The organism is Neotamlana nanhaiensis (genome assembly GCF_000943555.1).
Taxonomy (GTDB): domain Bacteria; phylum Bacteroidota; class Bacteroidia; order Flavobacteriales; family Flavobacteriaceae; genus Neotamlana; species Neotamlana nanhaiensis.
On sequence record NZ_JTDV01000015.1, the window covers coordinates 102,063 to 120,712 of the forward strand.

The 18,650-nt window shown below is 34.2% G+C and carries 18 protein-coding genes and 1 tRNA gene; 12 read left to right on the top strand and 7 right to left on the bottom strand.

Translation table 11 applies throughout. The features are described from left to right. Positions 1–13: 13 nt before the first annotated feature. From cysS to PK35_RS17215, 4 genes are all read right to left on the bottom strand, one after another. Complete coding sequence (gene cysS, locus PK35_RS14990) at positions 14–1,495, bottom strand: cysteine--tRNA ligase (protein WP_044627387.1); 1,482 nt, start codon at positions 1,493–1,495, stop codon at positions 14–16. Positions 1,496–1,608: 113 nt separating this feature from the next. Then, positions 1,609–2,286, bottom strand: a complete 678-nt coding sequence (folE, locus tag PK35_RS14995) for a GTP cyclohydrolase I FolE (protein WP_044627388.1) — start codon at positions 2,284–2,286, stop codon at positions 1,609–1,611. A 166-nt stretch (positions 2,287–2,452) separates the two neighbouring features. Further along, positions 2,453–3,976 carry an OmpP1/FadL family transporter gene (locus PK35_RS15000; RefSeq protein ID WP_044627389.1) on the bottom strand — a complete coding sequence of 508 codons (1,524 nt, stop codon included), beginning with the start codon at positions 3,974–3,976 and terminating at the stop codon, positions 2,453–2,455. A 26-nt stretch (positions 3,977–4,002) separates the two neighbouring features. Continuing rightward, positions 4,003–5,103, bottom strand: a complete 1,101-nt coding sequence (locus PK35_RS17215) for a hypothetical protein (RefSeq protein WP_131474421.1) — start codon at positions 5,101–5,103, stop codon at positions 4,003–4,005. A 100-nt stretch (positions 5,104–5,203) separates the two neighbouring features. Here PK35_RS17215 and proS point away from each other — a divergent pair, with 100 nt between their 5' ends. The 5 genes from proS to PK35_RS15035 all read left to right on the top strand — a co-directional run bounded on the left by proS (position 5,204) and on the right by PK35_RS15035 (position 9,229). Beyond that, positions 5,204–6,682 carry a proline--tRNA ligase gene (proS, locus tag PK35_RS15015; protein ID WP_044627392.1) on the top strand — a complete coding sequence of 493 codons (1,479 nt, stop codon included), beginning with the start codon at positions 5,204–5,206 and terminating at the stop codon, positions 6,680–6,682. Positions 6,683–6,796: 114 nt separating this feature from the next. Further along, a tRNA-Glu gene (locus PK35_RS15020) sits at positions 6,797–6,868 on the top strand. A 33-nt stretch (positions 6,869–6,901) separates the two neighbouring features. After that, positions 6,902–7,153, top strand: coding sequence for a 30S ribosomal protein S20 (rpsT, locus tag PK35_RS15025; protein ID WP_044627443.1), 252 nt, complete (start codon positions 6,902–6,904; stop codon positions 7,151–7,153). A gap of 169 nt (positions 7,154–7,322) precedes the next feature. Further along, positions 7,323–7,649 (top strand): hypothetical protein, encoded by a 327-nt coding sequence (locus PK35_RS15030; protein WP_044627393.1) that lies wholly within the window; start codon positions 7,323–7,325, stop codon positions 7,647–7,649. Between the two features lie 266 nt (positions 7,650–7,915). Then, positions 7,916–9,229 (top strand): T9SS type B sorting domain-containing protein, encoded by a 1,314-nt coding sequence (locus PK35_RS15035; protein WP_044627394.1) that lies wholly within the window; start codon positions 7,916–7,918, stop codon positions 9,227–9,229. 78 nt (positions 9,230–9,307) lie between these two features. On the opposite strand, the gene rho is transcribed toward PK35_RS15035, so the two are convergent. Further along, on the bottom strand, positions 9,308–10,927 hold the full coding sequence (gene rho / locus PK35_RS15040) for a transcription termination factor Rho (protein ID WP_044627395.1): 1,620 nt from the start codon (positions 10,925–10,927) through the stop codon (positions 9,308–9,310). Between the two features lie 184 nt (positions 10,928–11,111). Here rho and PK35_RS15045 point away from each other — a divergent pair, with 184 nt between their 5' ends. The 4 genes from PK35_RS15045 to PK35_RS15060 all read left to right on the top strand — a co-directional run bounded on the left by PK35_RS15045 (position 11,112) and on the right by PK35_RS15060 (position 13,948). Beyond that, complete coding sequence (locus tag PK35_RS15045) at positions 11,112–11,522, top strand: DUF4293 domain-containing protein (RefSeq protein ID WP_044627396.1); 411 nt, start codon at positions 11,112–11,114, stop codon at positions 11,520–11,522. Positions 11,523–11,741: 219 nt separating this feature from the next. Then, positions 11,742–12,692, top strand: a complete 951-nt coding sequence (locus tag PK35_RS15050; RefSeq protein ID WP_044627397.1) for a DUF2589 domain-containing protein — start codon at positions 11,742–11,744, stop codon at positions 12,690–12,692. Between the two features lie 11 nt (positions 12,693–12,703). Beyond that, a complete protein-coding gene (locus tag PK35_RS15055; RefSeq protein WP_044627398.1) occupies positions 12,704–13,387 on the top strand; it encodes a hypothetical protein in 684 nt (227 codons plus the stop codon). 63 nt (positions 13,388–13,450) lie between these two features. Next, complete coding sequence (locus PK35_RS15060; RefSeq protein ID WP_044627399.1) at positions 13,451–13,948, top strand: hypothetical protein; 498 nt, start codon at positions 13,451–13,453, stop codon at positions 13,946–13,948. Between the two features lie 3 nt (positions 13,949–13,951). Here the strand turns inward: PK35_RS15060 and PK35_RS15065 are convergent, their stop codons facing one another. Further along, entirely contained in the window at positions 13,952–14,443 is a 492-nt protein-coding gene (locus PK35_RS15065; RefSeq protein ID WP_044627400.1) for a metallophosphoesterase family protein, read from the bottom strand. A 79-nt stretch (positions 14,444–14,522) separates the two neighbouring features. Here PK35_RS15065 and PK35_RS15070 point away from each other — a divergent pair, with 79 nt between their 5' ends. The 3 genes from PK35_RS15070 to PK35_RS15080 all read left to right on the top strand — a co-directional run bounded on the left by PK35_RS15070 (position 14,523) and on the right by PK35_RS15080 (position 17,864). After that, on the top strand, positions 14,523–15,221 hold the full coding sequence (locus tag PK35_RS15070; RefSeq protein ID WP_044627401.1) for a hypothetical protein: 699 nt from the start codon (positions 14,523–14,525) through the stop codon (positions 15,219–15,221). Between the two features lie 136 nt (positions 15,222–15,357). Beyond that, positions 15,358–16,098 carry a tRNA pseudouridine(38-40) synthase TruA gene (gene truA / locus PK35_RS15075; RefSeq protein ID WP_044627402.1) on the top strand — a complete coding sequence of 247 codons (741 nt, stop codon included), beginning with the start codon at positions 15,358–15,360 and terminating at the stop codon, positions 16,096–16,098. Further along, a complete protein-coding gene (locus PK35_RS15080; protein ID WP_044627403.1) occupies positions 16,098–17,864 on the top strand; it encodes an ABC transporter ATP-binding protein in 1,767 nt (588 codons plus the stop codon). Before truA ends, PK35_RS15080 begins: the two co-directional genes overlap by 1 nt. On the opposite strand, the gene PK35_RS15085 is transcribed toward PK35_RS15080, so the two are convergent. Beyond that, positions 17,861–18,649, bottom strand: coding sequence for a DUF3667 domain-containing protein (locus PK35_RS15085; protein WP_044627404.1), 789 nt, complete (start codon positions 18,647–18,649; stop codon positions 17,861–17,863). The genes PK35_RS15080 and PK35_RS15085 overlap by 4 nt on opposite strands. Position 18,650: the final 1 nt, after the last annotated feature.

Sequence of the window (18,650 nt, forward strand, 5' to 3'; positions counted from 1 at the left end):
AATAAGTAAAGCTCTAATTCACCGAAAAGGTTGTGCCGTCTTTTCCATCTTTTAATTGAATACCTGCTGATGCTAACTCATCTCGAATTTTATCCGATAATGCAAAATCTTTATTGGCTCTAGCTTCTTGACGTAAATTAATTAACACATCAACAGCAGCCGAAAGTTTATCGGTACCCGAGTTGGTTTCGCTTTCTTTTAATAATCCTAAAACATCGAAAACAAAAGCATTTACACTTGTTTTTAAAGTGTTTAAATCGGTTTCGGTTAAGGATTGGCTACCTTCGTTTACCTGATTAATATACTTTGCTGCTTCAAATAAATTAGCGATTAAAATAGGAGTGTTAAAATCGTCGTTCATGGCATCATAACATTTTTGAAGCCATGTGTCAATATTAATTGTTGAGCTTGCTGAAGCGGTTAATTTTGGTAACAACGATAAAGCTTCCATTAAACGGTTATAGCCTTTTTCGCTGGCTTTTAAGCCTTCATCGGTTAAATCTAAAACACTTCGGTACGACGATTGCGCCATAAAAAATCGAATAACGCTAGGTGAGTAGGCTTTACTCATTTTGTCGTTATTGCCAGATAATAATTCATGCGGATTTATGGTATTGCCCGTACTTTTCGACATACGTTGCCCGTTAAGCTCAAGCATATTGGCGTGCATCCAGTAGTTTACTGGCGATTTGCCAATAGCCGCTTCATTCTGCGCAATTTCACACTCATGATGCGGGAATTTTAAATCCATACCACCACCATGAATATCGAATGTTTCTCCTAAATATTTGGTACTCATTGCGGTACATTCAAGATGCCAACCCGGGAAACCATCGCCCCATGGCGAAGGCCAACGCATAATGTGTTGTGGTTCGGCTTTCTTCCAAAGGGCAAAATCTTGCGGATTCTTTTTATCACTTTGGCCATCAAGCGTACGTGTGTTGTGAATTAAGTCTTCTAATTTTCGCTTACTTAATTTACCGTATTCGCTAGTTTCGTTAAACTTGTGTACATCAAAATATACCGAGCCGTTTACTTCGTAGGCAAATCCGTTTTCAATAATTTTACTAATTAATTCAATTTGCTCAATAATATGGCCCGTGGCTGTAGGCTCAATACTTGGTGGTAAAAAGTTTAAGGTGTTTAAAATATTATGAAAATCTACGGTATAGCGTTGCACTACTTCCATAGGTTCAATTTGTTCTAAACGTGCTTTTTTTGTTATTTTATCTTCACCAACATCGGCATCGTTTTCTAAGTGGCCGGCATCGGTAATGTTACGCACATAACGTACTTTGTAACCTAAATGTTTTAGGTAACGAAAAATAACATCAAACGACATAAACGTGCGCACATTGCCTAAATGCACATTGCTATAAACCGTTGGTCCACAAACATACATGCCTACATAACCTTCGTTTATAGGTTTAAAAACTTCCTTTTCTCCAGTAAGAGAATTATATATTTTTATTTGCTGATGCTGGTAAAGTTGCATTTTATGTATGTTGTTAGGATGTTGGGTTGTTAAGTTATGGATTTGTTGATGTTTTTATAATGGGTATTTATTAGTTATTATAAATAATCAAATTAGCATCAACACACCAACTTTTAAAATTTAGTGTCTAATTGAATATAGTCTAAAAACTCTCGACGCACGGTTTTATCTTTAAATTTTCCGCCAAATTCTGAAGTTACGGTACTACTTTCTATATCGCGAATACCACGAGAATTAACACATAAATGTTTTGCATCAATAACACAAGCCACATCTTGAGTGTTTAAAACTTCTTGTAATTCTTTTACAATTTGAATGGTTAAGCGCTCTTGTACTTGCGGACGCTTAGCGAAATAATCAACAATGCGATTCATTTTAGATAAACCAACAACGTTTCCGTTTGAAATGTACGCAATATGAGCTCTACCAACAATTGGCAATAAATGATGCTCGCAAGTAGAGTATAAGGTGATGTTTTTTTCAACTAACATTTCGCCATATTTATACTTGTTGTCAAAAGTTGAAGCACTAGGCTTTTTTTTAGGGTCTAGGCCTCCAAAAATTTCTTTAACAAACATTTTTGCGACACGGTTTGGTGTGCCACTAAGGCTATCGTCGGTTAAATCTAGTCCAAGCGTTTCCATAATATGGCGCACATCGTCCTTTATAATTTCAATTTTTTCTTCGTTGGATAGCTTAAAAGCATCTAACCGAAGCGGGGTGTTTGATGAAGTTCCAATGTGGTCTTCTCCTAAGGCATCATGTTCGTCAATGTTATTGTCAATTTTCATCAGGTGTAATTTTAGTCTGCAAAGATAAACATTTCCGTTTTTTTCAATTTATTCTTAACAAACAATTATTTTAATAATATTATAAATGTTTTTTATGTTATTTTTTGAATAAAAAAGCCTGAATTTAAACGAATTCAGGCTTAGATATTACTTGATGTGTTTTTTTCTAAAGATTAAAGGCCAATGATAAAGTTAAATTAGAGTTTTTTCTATCAATTGAAGCGGTGTCAATTAAACCTACATTGTAAAGTGGTGTTAAGTATGAACGCTGTGCTTGGTCGTAAGTTAAATCGAGCTTAGTGTTACCAAAACTAATACCAAGACCTAGTGAAAACCCTTCTAAATCGCCAACGGTTTCGCCGTCTTCATATGGGCTTTCTTCAAAGCGGTAACCACCTCTAAAACTAAATTGTTTATGTCGTAACTCGCCACCAAATCTGTAAGTTGAAGCGCTGGTATAGGTGTTGGTAATAACCTCGTTTTGGCTCTGATAGAAAGCATCATCTGTTGGTCCAAACTCCATTTTGCTGTAATCTTTATTTGAGTAATCGAAACTAATTAAACCACGATTTCCAAAAATGTAGGCTAAACTACCCGAAACTTTTGATGGTGTTTTGAGTTTGTAACGTGGGTAAACGTTAATAATATCAGAGATAAAAATAATATCTGCTTCTCGTGGATTGTTAGAGTTAACATATTGCGTAGTTTCTTCATCTATTGTAAACCAAGTGGGGGAATCGTAAGTTACACCAATACGTAGCTCTGGGGTAATTTTATAGATACCTCCAATTTGGAACGAAAAGCCATTTCCTTGGGTTGATAAGGTGTTGTCGAAATCTATTTCTGTTATACTACCACCGTTTGAATTGTCTTCAAGTAATGATGTGGTTTTATCATAATTAATAAAATGCGAGTTAAGGTTAATGCCTAAATATAAGTTGTCTTCGTATTGTGTAGCGAAATTGAATGAAATTTTACCGTTGTAACCAGAAGCAGTATATAAATAATCGTGAAAAAAGTTACCTAAACCTACATTTGCAGTATAGAATGTGTTTTCATCATTATTTTCATCATCGGCATCTAAAATACCAGCTTGATATCCTAAAAAAGCTTGTTGAGTTCCATAACCTAAAATGTCACCTATTTCTTTATAGTCATTTTCTATTAATTGATCATACTGTCTAATATCTGCTAGTCTTACTCCATTGGCATAATCATAAAAAAAACTAGCAATAGAATTGCTGAACTCTCCATCATCATTAGTATTTAAACCTATAGCATTCCAGTTTTCATTAAAATCATTGGTTTTATCGTAAGCAATAGATAGCGCCAATTTTTTCCAAGGTGAATTATTTCTAGTTGTAAAAACAAAAGCGGCACCACCTTGATTAACATCGAAAGTAGAGTTGTTTGTTTTTACAGTGTTTCCAAAATAACTGGTGTTATTTTTTGTGTCTAAATTAGACAGTGTAAACGAAATATAGCTTTGGTTAAAAACAGCCGAACTAGCTGGGTTTATGCTAACAGCACTTAAATCGCCGCCTAAGGCACCAAAAGCACCGCTTAAAGCTCTAAAACGTGCGCTTCCTTGAATTTCGCTTTGCGAGTAACGTAGGGCGTCTGATATTTCTTGGGCATAACTAAAAGCCATAGAGAGCATAGCTATGGCTAGTAAACTTAACTTTTTCATATAATGTTTTTCAATTTTTAATATTCTTAACCGCGTCTTCTGCTTCCTCCAGATGATGATCTGCTTGAGCTACCAGAAGATCTACTAGAACTACCAGATGATCGCATACTTGAGCTCGACGACGATCTAGAGCTTGAACTTGGTGTATAACTTCGTGAAGAATTTGAAGGTTGTGAGGTTGAACGGCGGTTATACGAACTATTTGAAGTTGTTCCTGTACGATTTACAGTGCTAGTGCTTCTTCGAGTTGTTGACGATGAACGTGATGTTGAGTTTGATACTGGCGTTCTGCTGGTGGTTCTTCTAACGGTAGAAGTACCACTGGAATTTCTCGAAGCCGATACGTTGTTACTGTTTATACTGCTTCTTCTAGTTGTGCTATTGTATTTTGAGGTTGCGCTTCTAGAAGTTGATGCACTTCTTCGGCTAGTAGTGTTTACATTGTTTGAAGCATAATAGCCACTTCTTCGTGTAGCACTGTACGAAGCTCTTCTACCTGTATATGCATTTGTATAATATCTGTTTCCATAATATGGGCGGTTATAGGCATAGCCCCAAGTGTTGTAGCCCCAGCCACCATAAAAGTACGGGTCATAATAACCATATCCCCAATTGTTCCAGCCCCAGCTATTCCAACCGTAATTCCAGCGTGGGTTCCAAGCCCAACGGTTGTATCTCCAGTCGTTCCAACCCCAATTGTTCCAACCAAAACCAGCATTCCAGCCCCAGTTGTTCCAACCATTATCAATATAGTTTATGGTAACGTTATCGGTTGTTTGTCCCCAGCCACCATAGCCTTCATAATTGTTGGCAATGCTATCATTTTCAACTAAATTATCACTTTCATAAGCATCAATATCTGTAAAAATTTCACCATTAGCATATAAACCTTCCGATTCTATGGCTTTTGTTTTAAAGTAATTTTCGTAGTAATTACTATTGGTGTTATTGTTTTCTGGTACTTCAACAATAGCTTCTTCATATTGGGTGTGCGTATTTGTATTGCCATAAATACCATCGTTGTCCCCACCAACATATTGGTACGAACCACAAGAAACCAGTGCAAATAATAAACCGAAAAGGCCTATTTTTGACAGATTCATTTTTATGTAGTTTGTAAATTGCATAACTCTTTCTTTTTTATTGTTGAACATAACAAAAATAGTTAGTTTTGCTGAACTATTTTTTTATTTAACATAATCACAACTTTTGTGCCAAATTATAGATATGAGTAAAAAACTTACCACCAGAGCAGAAGATTATTCGAAATGGTATAACGAATTGGTTGTAAAAGCCGATTTAGCCGAAAACTCCGCGGTTAGAGGATGTATGGTAATTAAGCCATATGGTTATGCGATTTGGGAAAAAATGCAGGCCGAATTAGATAGAATGTTTAAAGAAACAGGACATCAAAATGCCTATTTTCCTTTATTTGTTCCGAAAAGTTTATTTGAAGCCGAAGAGAAAAATGCTGAAGGTTTCGCAAAGGAATGTGCTGTTGTAACACATTATAGATTACAAAATGATCCGGATAAACCAGGTAAGTTACGTGTAGATCCAAATGCAAAATTAGAAGAAGAGTTAGTTGTAAGACCAACAAGTGAAGCTATTATTTGGAATACGTACAGAAATTGGATTCAATCCTACCGCGATTTACCTATTTTGGTAAACCAATGGGCAAACGTAGTACGTTGGGAAATGCGTACGCGTTTATTTTTACGTACAGCAGAGTTTTTATGGCAAGAAGGGCATACTGCTCATGAAACGAAAGCAGAAGCTATTGCAGAAGCAGAACAAATGAATAATGTTTATGCGACTTTTGTTGAAAATTTTATGGCCATTCCTGTTATTCAAGGATTAAAAACAGAAAGTGAACGCTTTGCTGGTGCCGAAGAAACCTATTGTATTGAAGCTTTAATGCAAGATGGTAAAGCATTACAAGCAGGGACATCGCACTTTTTAGGACAAAATTTTGCAAAAGCATTCGACGTTAAATTTGCGAATAAAGAAGGTAAGCAAGATTATGTTTGGGCAACCTCTTGGGGCGTTTCTACACGTTTAATGGGGGCGCTTATTATGACGCATAGTGATGATAACGGATTGGTATTGCCTCCAAATTTAGCACCAAACCAAGTGGTTATTGTGCCAATATATAGAAGCGAGGAGCAATTAGATGCGATTACTGAAGTGGTAAACGGTATAATAAAAGATCTACGAGGTAAAAATATTTCAGTTAAATACGATAACAGAGATACGCTTCGTCCAGGAGCAAAATTTGCACAACATGAATTGCAAGGTGTACCATTAAGAATTGCAATTGGCGCAAGAGATTTAGAAAACGGAACAGTAGAACTTGCACGCAGAGATACTTTAACCAAAGAAGTTGTTGCTTTAGATGGTTTAATAGATAAGGTTGAAGGTTTAATGACAGAGATTCAAGAATCTTTATTCAAAAAGGCCTTAGATTTCAGAAATACGCACATTACTAAGGTAGATACTTTTGAAGATTTTAAAACAACCCTAGAAACTAAAACAGGCTTTATCTCGGCACACTGGGATGGTACAGCAGAAACCGAAGATAAAATTAAAGAGTTAACAAAAGCAACAATTAGATGCATGCCTTTAGAGTACGAGGAAGAAGTAGGGGTTTGTGTGTACTCTGGAAACCCATCAAAACGTAGGGTTTTATTTGCAAAAGCATATTAATTCAAAATTTTTTCAAAAAAAATTAAATAAGTGTTGTAGCATTCAAAAAGAGTTGTATATTTGCATCCGCAATCACGAATTGCATAGTTCATTAAATAATGAAACAAGCTTAATGGCCCGTTCGTCTATCGGCTAGGACGCCAGGTTTTCATCCTGGTAAGAGGGGTTCGATTCCCCTACGGGCTACAATTTTTTAAAGAAAAAAATAGTTATAATAAAATGGCAAATCATAAGTCAGCATTAAAGAGAATTAGAAGCAACGAAGCGAAGCGTGTTATTAACAAATATCAGCACAAAACGACTCGTAATGCTATGAAGAGATTACGTGAGTTAACTGACAAGAAAGAAGCTGAAGCTTTATTTCCTTCTGTGGTTTCTATGTTAGATAAATTAGCTAAGAAAAACATTATACATGCAAACAAAGCTGCAAACCTTAAATCTGGTTTAGCTAAGCATGTAGCTTCTCTATAAGAGTAAGGTTTTAAGTAAATAAAAAAGTCCCTCATTTCTGAGGGACTTTTTTATTTGTATAAATATTGCATTTGAACTTGATAAATGTTTATTGAACGAAAACTTTGAGCTCGGTAATTGAAATAAATTACATTTATAATATGGTTGGTATTATAATAAATAACGAAACTTGATAAACTTTAATGCTATTGTTTTAACGTTTTTTCTTTTGTATGGTCAAATGTTTATAGGTCATGCCCAAAGCAAAAAGGTATTAAATAAATTGAACGATGCTAATCTTAACGCGGTATTTTGCTCTACCGATGGGGCAAAACATTTTACAGTAAACGAGGTTCAGTCTTATGTATTAGAAAATATTGGAGTATCCGAAAACGAGTATATAGAACAAATACTCATTTGTACTTCTCAAGGTAATATGCTTAGCGTTAGTTACCCATCTAATAATCCAATAATAAAACCGAATGCGAACTTAATACTACCAACTTATTTGATATAGCTATAAATTCTGAAAAAGAAATCTATGTAAATGGAGGTTCGTTTTATAAAGTTGAGGATAATTGTGATTTATTTTACTTTAATTATTCGTTTTGGCAAGGAAATGCACTTTCTTTCGATGATTTAGATAATTTATATCTAGGTTTTGGTAACGATTCTAAGGTTAGAAAAGCTAAAATTTCCCCTAATTATGAAATATCAAGTACCACATGGCACGATTTTCAATTTGGAACCTCTGGTGGTGATTTTGTTCTTTTAAATGAAAAAATGTACGTAGATTGGAACTTAAACCGAAATAATTATAGGCTTTATGAAGTTACTGTTAATGCAAATAGAGATTACATTTCACATATAGATTTGGGACAAATTCCTTCAGAAACTTATGGTCTAGCATCAGAACTAGGGAAACTTTATGGTGTAACACCAACCAAGTTGTACGAAATTAATTTGACCGATTTTTCCTTTTTAGATATAGTTGAAAATCCATCTTCAGACGATTTATGGTTTGGAGCCACTGGATTACATGAAGCTGTAAATTTTAAGTTGATTACATATAATTCTATTTTTGATGCTGAACAAGATATTAATCAGTTAGAGCCGCAAGAATCGTTTACGGTTAATGATACACATACACGAACCTTATTTGTTAAAATAATAAATAATCAAACTGGCAATTATACTTTGGTTAAAGTAAATTTAAATGTTTATTCTTACCCTAATGTAAACCCTCCTCTAGATCTCATTTCGTGTTATTCGGTGAAGGATGGTTTAAACAAGTTTAATTTAAATGAGGTGTCGGTTCAAATGCAAAAAAATATTAGCGATAATTTGGTGTTTAATTATTTTACTTCTGACCCTGAAATGGTTGTAAATTCTATGCCATTACCTAGTTTGTATCAATCAACCAGGTTGGTTGAGAGAATTTTTGTTTCAGTAGAAAATACCCTTTCTGGTTGTACAAGTTATTTTAAATTTAACCTTGTAAACATAAGTATTCCTAGTTTGGTTGCTATGTCTTCGTACAACAACCCTTTATTTCTAGATAAGTGTTATATTGATCGAAATAATTTAGGATATTTTCAATTGGATGAAATAGCTAATGATGTCATTTTAATTACCGATGAGCACCAATTGTTTTTTTATTCAAGTTTCTTTGATGCTGAAAATAATGTCAATCCCTTAGACAGTACTTATTATTTAAATGAAGATTTAAAAGAGATTTTTGTAAAAGTTGTTAATGAAGCGGGCTGTTATGAGATAACCAACTTTTTTTTAAGTATGGATTGTATTGATAATAATTATTCTTTAATTAATTTAAAGTTTCCAAAATTTTTTACGCCTAATAATGATGGTATAAATGATTCTTGGAATATTAGTGGTGTTTCAAAAAAAGTACAACAAGAATCTTTAGTTGTTATTTTTAATCGATATGGAAAAAAAATGGCTTCATTCAACCCATATAACAGCAACGGATGGGATGGTACTTACCGAGGGAAACAGTTGCCAAATTCCGATTATTGGTTTAGTTTCAGTACAAGTTCTGGTTATTCAACAAACGGTCATTTTACTTTAAAACGTTAGTTTTTATAATCTTTTATCAAAAAAAAGCCTCAACAAAATAGTTAAGGCTTAATTTATATATCAATACGTTTGTTTTAATTATCCATTCATGGAAATTAAAAACTCTTCATTATTTCTCGTTTGTTTAACGCGTTCGTTAATAAATTCCATAGCCTCAACAGGATTCATATCGGCTAGGTACTTACGCATTACCCACATTCGTTGTATGGTGTTGTCATCTAACAATAAATCGTCGCGACGTGTACTTGAAGATGTTAAATCGATAGCAGGGAAAATTCTACGGTTCGATATTTTTCTATCCAACTGTAGCTCCATGTTACCAGTTCCTTTAAATTCTTCAAAAATAACTTCATCCATTTTAGAGCCAGTTTCGGTAAGTGCCGTAGCAATAATGGTTAACGAACCACCATTTTCAATATTTCTGGCAGCGCCAAAAAAGCGTTTTGGCCTGTGTAATGCATTGGCATCAACACCACCACTTAAAATTTTACCTGAAGCTGGTTGCACGGTGTTATAAGCTCTGGCTAAACGCGTAATAGAATCTAAAAGAATTACTACATCATGACCACACTCTACTAAGCGTTTTGCTTTTTCTAAAACAATATCGGCAATTTTTACATGTTCATGAGCTTCTTTATCGAAAGTTGAAGCAATTACCTCGCCACGTACGTTACGTTGCATGTCGGTAACTTCTTCAGGGCGTTCATCAATAAGTAAAATCATTTGGTAAACCTCAGGATGGTTTGCTGCAATAGCATTAGCAACATCCTTTAGGAGCATAGTTTTACCTGTTTTAGGTTGCGATACAATCATACCACGTTGCCCTTTACCTATTGGCGAAAACAAATCCATAATTCGAGTAGAAATGGTACTTTGTTTTTCGGCAATATTAAATTTTTCTTTTGGGAAAAGCGGCGTTAAATGCTCGAACGATACACGATCTCTAACCACTTCTGGCTTTTGTCCGTTTATACGGTTTACTTTAATAAGCGGAAAATATTTCTCGCCTTCTTTTGGTGGGCGTACATTTCCTAACACCGTATCACCTTTTTTAAGTCCGAATAATCGAATTTGCGATTGCGATACATAAATATCGTCTGGTGATGATAAATAGTTATAATCCGATGAACGTAAAAAACCGTAACCATCTTGCATAATATCTAAAACACCTTCGCTTTCAATAATGGCATCAAATTCAAAATCTGGCTCGCGATAACGGTTTCGGTTATCTTTATTGCCTTTATCAACATGGTTATTACCATTATTTTTCTGGTTTTTATGCTGATTTTTATTTTGCTGATGGTTGTTGTTATTATTTCTTTGATTTGATTTTTGCTGATTTTGGTTATTATCGTTCTGATTGTTTTGTTTTTTATCAGAAGTATTCTTTTCAGCAGTATTTTTTTGTGGCGCCTTGCTCTTATCCTCACTTTTATTTTGTGGAGTGTTTTTCGCTGGTTTTTGTATGCGTTGCCTAGGCTTTTTTGTTTCTGGAGTAGGTTTTTCTTTAGTTTCAGAAGCTTCAACTTCAGTTGTAACAGCTTCTTTTACAGCTTTAGGATCGGCTGCTTGTTGGTCAAGGATTTGATATACTAAATCTAATTTCTTTAACGAACGATACTTTGGAATACTTAGTTTTTTTGCTATTTCTTGTAACTCAGTAAGTTTTTTTTCTTTTAATTGTGAAATTTCAAACATTGATATATAAATGAATATGTATTTTATAAGAATTTGCTATTCTGTAGAATGAATTATTTATTTCTTCTGAAGAATTAACCGTTTGTTTTTACGGTTGTTGTGAATTATTACTGCAATTATACAACTTTATTTTAATTTTTAATATAATTTCTGTTATTTTTGCGGTCAAGTTTTAAAAAAATACATGTTACAACGCATTCAAACTATTTATCTTTTATGTGCCGCTGGAGTTTCGGCAGGCTTAATTTTTGTGTTCAATTTATGGGTTACAAATAACGAAGATGTAGTTTATGCAACCGATAATTTACTGTTTTTAGGCCTGTTTTTAGGTTCGGCGTTGTTATCGGTTATTTCTATAATTATGTTTAAAAATAGGAAGTCTCAATTTATGTTGGGGCGACTTAACATCATATTAAACTTTATTTTACTAGGATTTTTCGTGTATCAATCACTAACTGTATCTGGAGAAACGGCGGTTTCTGAGAAAGGTATTGGGATGCTTCTTCCTATTGTTTCTATCGTGTTTGTGGCTTTAGCTAATAAAGCTATTAAAAAGGATGAAGATCTTGTAAAATCTGTTGATCGATTACGATAAACCTAACATCTTAGTAGTATTAGTGCGAAAAAAGCCCGAAGTTTTAACTTTGGGCTTTTTTATTTTACGGGTGTTTTTATAAAATTTAGGGTGTTTTTCCTCTTGAAATGTATCGCCTTTTAAAAGATCTTTGTAATCACTTCTTCCCAAGATTTTTCATAATAAGGCGTTAACCGAAAAGCCTGTATTTAAACGAGTAGGTACTAAATTAAATGTATTATGGCAGTTTCAAACTATAATCCAGGGCAAGAATTATCATCTATCGATTTCCGATCTATGATTGGAGGTCCTTTAACCGCAGTTGTAGAGGCCCAAGCCCAAGCGGCGCTTTCAACCGTAGGTTTTATTAAAAGTGTCGGTTTCGAGCAAGATTCCGAAGATCCCACAACAGGCGAAATTACTCCAGGAGGACCTGTTTATGTTCAGTTTAAATATCCAAAACAAGTGGCACCTTATATTCCTGCTAAAAATGGAATTATTGATGCGGTTAACCTTGGCGGAAGTGTAAGTGATGCCGACTCTATTGTTAGTGTTGTAATAACCACATCGTCGGGTACAGGTGGCAATGTTGTGGCTTCTGTAAACGGAGATAATGGAATAGATTTAACTTTACAAAGTGGCGGAGAAGGCTACTCGGACGATGATACTATTACCGTAACATATAATAGTACAGCAGACCCTTCGACAGTTGAAACGGCTGAGGCTAGTTTATCAACACGAGATGAAGCTGCTGTTCCAGCTGTTTACGACGAAATGAAACTTGAAGTGCCTTTGTTAACCATGGTGCCAATTCCTTTTATTCGTATTGATGAGGCTACCATCGATTTTAATGCTAAAATTAATTCGATGGAATATCGTAATGTGGCCTCAGAATTTAAAGCATCGAGCAGTTTTGCCATGAAAAATACCGTAAAGGGTAGTGTTTCGGCAGGAACAGGAGGTTTAACTTCGTTATTTGCTAAAGGCAGTGCTAAATCTAGCTTTACTAACTCTGTGAGTTTTAAGGTAAATGCTTCGTATAAGAGAACTTCGCGTGCTGGTAGTAAGGTTGAAAAAACCTATCAGTTAGGAGTAAATGTTAAAGCGAGTCAAGATGAAATGCCTGGTGGCATGGAAAAGATTTTAAATATTCTTGAAGAATCTATTGTGGGCTTACCTGCAAACCAATAACCTATTTTATTATGCCACTTTTAAAAGATTATTTAGGGTCTTTAGTGTCTGGAATAAACCAAGCGCGCGCCATGGCCGATGTAGAGTCGGCTAAAATTGCCGAAGCGTATGCTGCCAATTCTATATTAAAAAATTTTTCGGTGCCCCGATTTAAGGCTTCTAATATAGAATTGGATATTCCTATTGCTATTGATGAGTTAAATGAAGTTGAAGAAAAAAATTATCAGCCTATCGATAATAAAAGTTTCAATTCGTTTGCATACAATGTGTTTAAAGATGTTTTGAAGGTTGATAGTTTTGGACGAAAACAATCCGATTTACTTAGAAAACGCATCGCCGCCGATACCGATGTTTTAGAAAAAGATTTAAAAGCGAAGGAGGATATCCAAAAATCGTTAAATAAATATGCCACTGGTTTAACACGTTTTTTTGTGGCATCAACCAATAGTGATAATAAAGAAATTCAGCGTAAACTTATAGCGCAATTGCAAGAATCGTTAATTTCTAAAATTCAAGCGCCTAAAAAAACCATCGATATGGATAACACAAAGGTGTTAGTACAGTCGCATCAGCTTAAAGAAATTCCGCCAGAAAATATTGTTCGTATAAAAATGACTTTAGTTGAAGAAGGCATGGAATGGCAAACTATTGAGCGTGATAATGGTGAGGTTGAAACTAAGTTATTACCAGAATAGAACGCCTGTTTTATCGTGAAAAAGTCATCTTTATATATCATAAATCAGTTAAAACCTAAATTAATGGAGCTTCCTAAACTGGTAAGTGCAATTCAGCAAAAAAAGTTTAGCTCTATTGATACGTTGTTTACATGGCTTGAAACAACAGAGGACACTTTAAAAACTTTAAATTACACACAATGTGCCGAAGTTTCTGGTTTACGCGCCCAATTAGCACAACAAAAGTTTGTTTTAAACGGAAAACCCAACGAACGTAAAAAACGACAAATAAGTAAGGCCTTAGAAATAATACATCCAGCTCAAGAGGTGGTTTCTCAAATTATTTTGCCTTTGGAAGAGAAAATTGAACAGGCGCGAGGGTTACTAAAACAAATATTAAATGTGGCTATGAGCTTAGGTATTTTACCCGAAGCAACACCGCAAGATTTTAATAGTTACGTGTATAATGTTTGGGGTATTTTGGTAGCGCACGAACAGTTACGAAATGGCATGAATAACGTTAAGGCTTTAATTGGGATGGCCGATGGTATTCAAATTCTAGCCGAAGAAATTGAAATGTAAGGCCTATTTTTTAAACTCAATAACTTCAAGGTTGTCAATTTTTTTGCCATCAATAGTAAAACGAAGCATAGTGCGAACTTTATGAAAGCCGTGTTTACCAACCGCACCGGGATTCATGTGTATTAAATTTAATTTTTTATCGGGCATAACTTTTAAAATATGCGAGTGCCCGCAAATAAACAACCGTGGCGGGTTTTGCCTAATTTCGGAAATCGTTCTAACATTGTATTTAGGCGGATAACCACCAATATGCGTTATCCAAACATCAACATCTTCGCATAAAAAGCGGTTATGTTCTGGAAATTCTACGCGAACGCTAGCATCATCAATATTGCCATAAACACCTCGTAAAGGTTTAAGGGCTTTTATGGCATCGGTTACTTTTAAATCGCCAATATCTCCGGCGTGCCAAACTTCATCAGCTTGTTTTACGTATTTTAAAATGTCGTTGTCAATATGGCCGTGTGTATCAGAAAGGAGGAGGATTTTTTTCATCTATAATTTAAAAATTTTTCTGGCAAATTTTTGATAATATTTTGATAAACCAATCTTATTAGTTCTATATTTATTCCTAATGAATTCAAATATTGAGCTAATATCCTTAACTAATATGATAAAAAAAATAACATTTTTAATTTTTATTACTTCAATGGCCTGCGTAATGGCTCAAGACAAGAATTTTGAAGACGGATTTATTGTAACGACGAATAGCGATACGCTTTATGGGAAAATAAAAAAAGATAAAAAGTCTGTTATGAGTAAAAAGATTTATTTCGCAAAAAACGGAGGAGATTCTGGGGTGGAATTTTTTAAACCATCTAGTTTAAAGGGATTTAGTCTTTCAGATGAAAATTATGTTTCGGTTGATTTTAATAATACGAAAAATGGTAAAAAAATAGCATCAAAAAGGTTTGCTCAGGTTTTGGTAAATAAAGAGGTAAGTCTTTATAAAGTTGATTTAGATGCTTCTGAAATAAATTATGAATACGAATCTCCAGCTTATTATGGGTATGTACTAAAGATGGATTCCAGCTTTTATTCATTAACGCAAGAAGAAGTTATAAGTAACAGAACGGAAAAAGGAATTTCGTTTAAAAGTGGTTTGCCATATCATGCCAATAAAAAGTATACTACCATACGAAAATATTATATCGGAATTTTGAAATATGCTTTTTTAAATTGTTCGAGAATTAGTACACAAATAAACAATTTAAAGTTTGCAGATAAATCAATGATTAAATTGATATATGATTACAATAAATGTATGAAATAATGTATTCTCTCAATGCGGTTAATGTCTATTCTTAAGTATGTTCATAAAATCTTTTTAATATAGAATTAAGATTATCGCTTTCGCAGAAACTACAAAACTATCTATATTTGTTGTTTAATAAAAGAAGCAATTAAGATTGAGGTATTTTTTAGAACTTTCGTATAACGGTACAGCGTATCATGGTTGGCAAAATCAACCAAATGCTATTAGCGTACAGGAAGTTATTGAAAAAGCATTATCCACCTTGTTAAATACCAAAACAAGTATTGTTGGTGCAGGACGAACCGATGCAGGTGTTCATGCTAAACAAATGTTTGCGCATTTTGAAACAGAGCATCCTGTAACTAGGAATTTGGTATATAAGTTAAACTCTTTTTTACCTAAAGATGTCGCTATTCACGATTTATTTGAAGTTAATACCGAAGCGCATGCACGTTTTGATGCTTTAAGCAGAACTTATTTGTATAGAATTGCCACTAAAAAAAATGTATTTAATTTTAATAATGCCTATTTTGTAAATCAGGAATTAGATTTAGGTAAAATGAATGAAGCCTCGCAAATCCTATTTCAGTACACCGATTTTCAATGTTTTTCTAAAACCAATACCGATGTAAAAACATTTAATTGTAAAATAATGCAAGCGGAGTGGCGAAAGGTGGAAGACGAAATTCATTTTACTGTAAAAGCCGATCGGTTTTTAAGAAATATGGTTCGTGCCATAGTAGGTACCATGGTAAACATTGGTTTAGGTAAAATTGAGGTAGACGCGTTACATAATATAATTCAATCTAAAAGTAGAAGTGAAGCAGGGTTTTCGGTACCAGCTCATGGCTTATATTTAACTAATATTGCATATCCAGAGGAGATAAAAATATAATGAGTGAAACAAAAGATACATTTTTCGATTTTAAATTGTTTAAAAGGCTATTTAAGTTTATTAAGCCTTACAAACTCGTATTTTTTAGCTTAATAATTTGTGTTGTTTTATTAGCTGGCTTAAGTGCCGCAATACCTAAACTTACAGAGTTTGCGATTGACGATAGTATGACCAATAAAAACCCAAAGGACTTTGTGTTTTACGTGACGCTTATGTTTGCGGCGTTAATTTTACAAACGATTTTCCAGTTGTTATTTATGTATTACGCGTCGTGGTTGGGACAAAATTTGGTGAAAGATGTTCGTATAAACCTATTCGATCATTTACTTAGTTTTAAAATGAAGTATTACGATAATTCTTCGGTTGGTGTTTTAATTACGCGCGCAGTAACCGATATGGAACGTATCGCCGATATTTTTGGTCAAGGTTTATTTATGATTTTTAGAGATCTTTTAACCATGACGGTGGTTTTTGGAGTGATGCTGTACACCAATGTAAAGCTGAGTTTAATTGTTTTAATAATGCTGCCAGTACTTTTATATGCTACCAGAATTTTTCAGAAGTATATGAAAAAAGCATTTGAAGAAGTACGTACCGAGGTTTCTAATTTAAATTCCTTTGTACAAGAACGCATTACAGGTATGAAAATTTTACAGTTGTTTACTCGTGAAACAATTGAGCACAAAAACTTTAAAACCATTAACGAACGCCATAAAAAAGGTTGGTTAAAAACGGTTTGGTATAACTCGTTTTTCTTTCCGATTGCCGAATTATCGGCTTCAATCACTGTTGGTTTAGTGGCTTGGTATGGTGGTTTAAATGTGGTGTTAAGCGATACAGTATCCCAAGGTGTTTTGGTGTCGTTTATTATGTTTATACCAATGTTGTTTAGTCCGTTACGCCAAATAGCCGATAAGTTTAATACGTTACAAATGGGTATGGTTGCCGCAACGCGAGTGTTTAAAGTTTTAGATACTACTTCACATATTGATGATTCCGGAAACCAAATAGCAACGTCACTTAAAGGAGATATCAATTTTAATAAGGTGCATTTTAGTTATGTTGAAGACGAAGAGGTGCTAAAAGGTATATCTTTTAATGTGAATGCTGGTGAAACTATAGCTATTGTTGGTGCTACAGGCGCTGGGAAATCGACCATAATCAATTTATTAAATCGTTTTTATGAAATTAAAGGTGGCGATATTTTGGTTGATGGAACCAATATAAACCAATACACTTTGGCTTCATTAAGAAATCAAATTGCTGTGGTTTTACAGGATGTGTTTTTATTTGCTGATACTATTTTGAATAATATCACACTAAATCACCCTGAAATTTCTGAAGAAACGGTAGTTGAAGCAGCCAAAGCTATTGGTGTTCATGAGTTTATATCGAGCTTACCAAATGGATATCATTATAATGTAAAAGAACGCGGCGTGATGCTTTCCTCTGGGCAACGACAGCTTATTTCGTTTTTACGAGCTTATGTTACAAATCCTAGTATTTTGGTTTTAGATGAAGCGACTTCATCCGTCGATTCGTATTCAGAACAACTCATACAGAATGCTACCGATAAAATAACCAAAGGCAGAACTTCAATTGTTATTGCTCACCGACTAGCAACCGTTAAAAAGGCCGATAAAATTATTGTAATGGATGCTGGTGAAATTGTAGAACAAGGCACACACGACGAATTGCTTAAAAAAGAAAACGGTTACTATAAAAACTTGTATGAGGTACAGTTTTTACAAGAAAAAGTAGCCTAATTTTTAGGGATGAAATCTTGAACAGATAGATCTCCTGTTATAAATAGCAGCCCCAAAGTTAATACTGATATTCCTATATAGCCTATAAAAACAAGGAATAAAAATACGGGTATGCGCCATACCAAAGATTTTTTAGTGTCTCCCGAATTTTTGTAAGACACGTAAAGGCAAAACCCAATCATTATAACAATATATAAAACAGCGGTGTCAATATAAAATTGAGGGCTAATTAATAGAGCGAAAAAGGCATAAACAGTTGTAATAATACTGAAACAAGTAAGCGAATAAGTCGCAATTACCGCATGCTCAGGAAAGTTGTATTGTTTTTTATTGAACACCACAAAACTAGAACATGCTATAATTGGAATATAGAAAAAATAGATAAAAGAACTATATTCCATAGTTGCTTCCATAATTTTTTGAGTACCAGCACCACCAGAACTTGTTTGTGCATAACCAATGGCCCCAAAATCAATATATTTCCAAGCGACTTTTTTCATTAAAAACATGATTATTCCGGATAGAGTTAACGAAATAGCCAGTAAACTTACAGGGTCTAAATATTTTTTTCGAAGCCCAGAGATATAACCGCCACAAACCGCTTGCGGTTTAATTATTATGTCTTTTAGGGTTGCTAAAAGTGTATTGTCCAGATTAAAATAGCGTTCAAAAAAATCGAAGATTAAGCTTTTTACAGTGATTCTTTTTCTAATAACTTTTGCACCACAATCTGGACAAAAACTATAATCGGTTCTTAGGTTGTTATTACAGTTTTTGCAAGTCATT

What these genes read in the sequence shown, in the direction of transcription:
- PK35_RS15080 (WP_044627403.1), top strand. Translation starts at nt 16,098, where the DNA reads ATGAGTGAAACAAAAGATACATTTTTCGATTTTAAATTGTTTAAAAGG.
- rpsT (WP_044627443.1), top strand. Translation starts at nt 6,902, where the DNA reads ATGGCAAATCATAAGTCAGCATTAAAGAGAATTAGAAGCAACGAAGCG.
- PK35_RS15045 (WP_044627396.1), top strand. Translation starts at nt 11,112, where the DNA reads ATGTTACAACGCATTCAAACTATTTATCTTTTATGTGCCGCTGGAGTT.
- PK35_RS15070 (WP_044627401.1), top strand. Translation starts at nt 14,523, where the DNA reads ATGAATTCAAATATTGAGCTAATATCCTTAACTAATATGATAAAAAAA.
- proS (WP_044627392.1), top strand. Translation starts at nt 5,204, where the DNA reads ATGAGTAAAAAACTTACCACCAGAGCAGAAGATTATTCGAAATGGTAT.
- PK35_RS15065 (WP_044627400.1), bottom strand. Translation starts at nt 14,443, where the DNA reads ATGAAAAAAATCCTCCTCCTTTCTGATACACACGGCCATATTGACAAC.
- PK35_RS17215 (WP_131474421.1), bottom strand. Translation starts at nt 5,103, where the DNA reads ATGCAATTTACAAACTACATAAAAATGAATCTGTCAAAAATAGGCCTT.
- cysS (WP_044627387.1), bottom strand. Translation starts at nt 1,495, where the DNA reads ATGCAACTTTACCAGCATCAGCAAATAAAAATATATAATTCTCTTACT.
- PK35_RS15060 (WP_044627399.1), top strand. Translation starts at nt 13,451, where the DNA reads ATGGAGCTTCCTAAACTGGTAAGTGCAATTCAGCAAAAAAAGTTTAGC.
- PK35_RS15055 (WP_044627398.1), top strand. Translation starts at nt 12,704, where the DNA reads ATGCCACTTTTAAAAGATTATTTAGGGTCTTTAGTGTCTGGAATAAAC.
- PK35_RS15000 (WP_044627389.1), bottom strand. Translation starts at nt 3,976, where the DNA reads ATGAAAAAGTTAAGTTTACTAGCCATAGCTATGCTCTCTATGGCTTTT.
- PK35_RS15050 (WP_044627397.1), top strand. Translation starts at nt 11,742, where the DNA reads ATGGCAGTTTCAAACTATAATCCAGGGCAAGAATTATCATCTATCGAT.
- PK35_RS15085 (WP_044627404.1), bottom strand. Translation starts at nt 18,649, where the DNA reads ATGACTTGCAAAAACTGTAATAACAACCTAAGAACCGATTATAGTTTT.
- rho (WP_044627395.1), bottom strand. Translation starts at nt 10,927, where the DNA reads ATGTTTGAAATTTCACAATTAAAAGAAAAAAAACTTACTGAGTTACAA.
- folE (WP_044627388.1), bottom strand. Translation starts at nt 2,286, where the DNA reads ATGAAAATTGACAATAACATTGACGAACATGATGCCTTAGGAGAAGAC.
- PK35_RS15035 (WP_044627394.1), top strand. Translation starts at nt 7,916, where the DNA reads ATGTACGTAGATTGGAACTTAAACCGAAATAATTATAGGCTTTATGAA.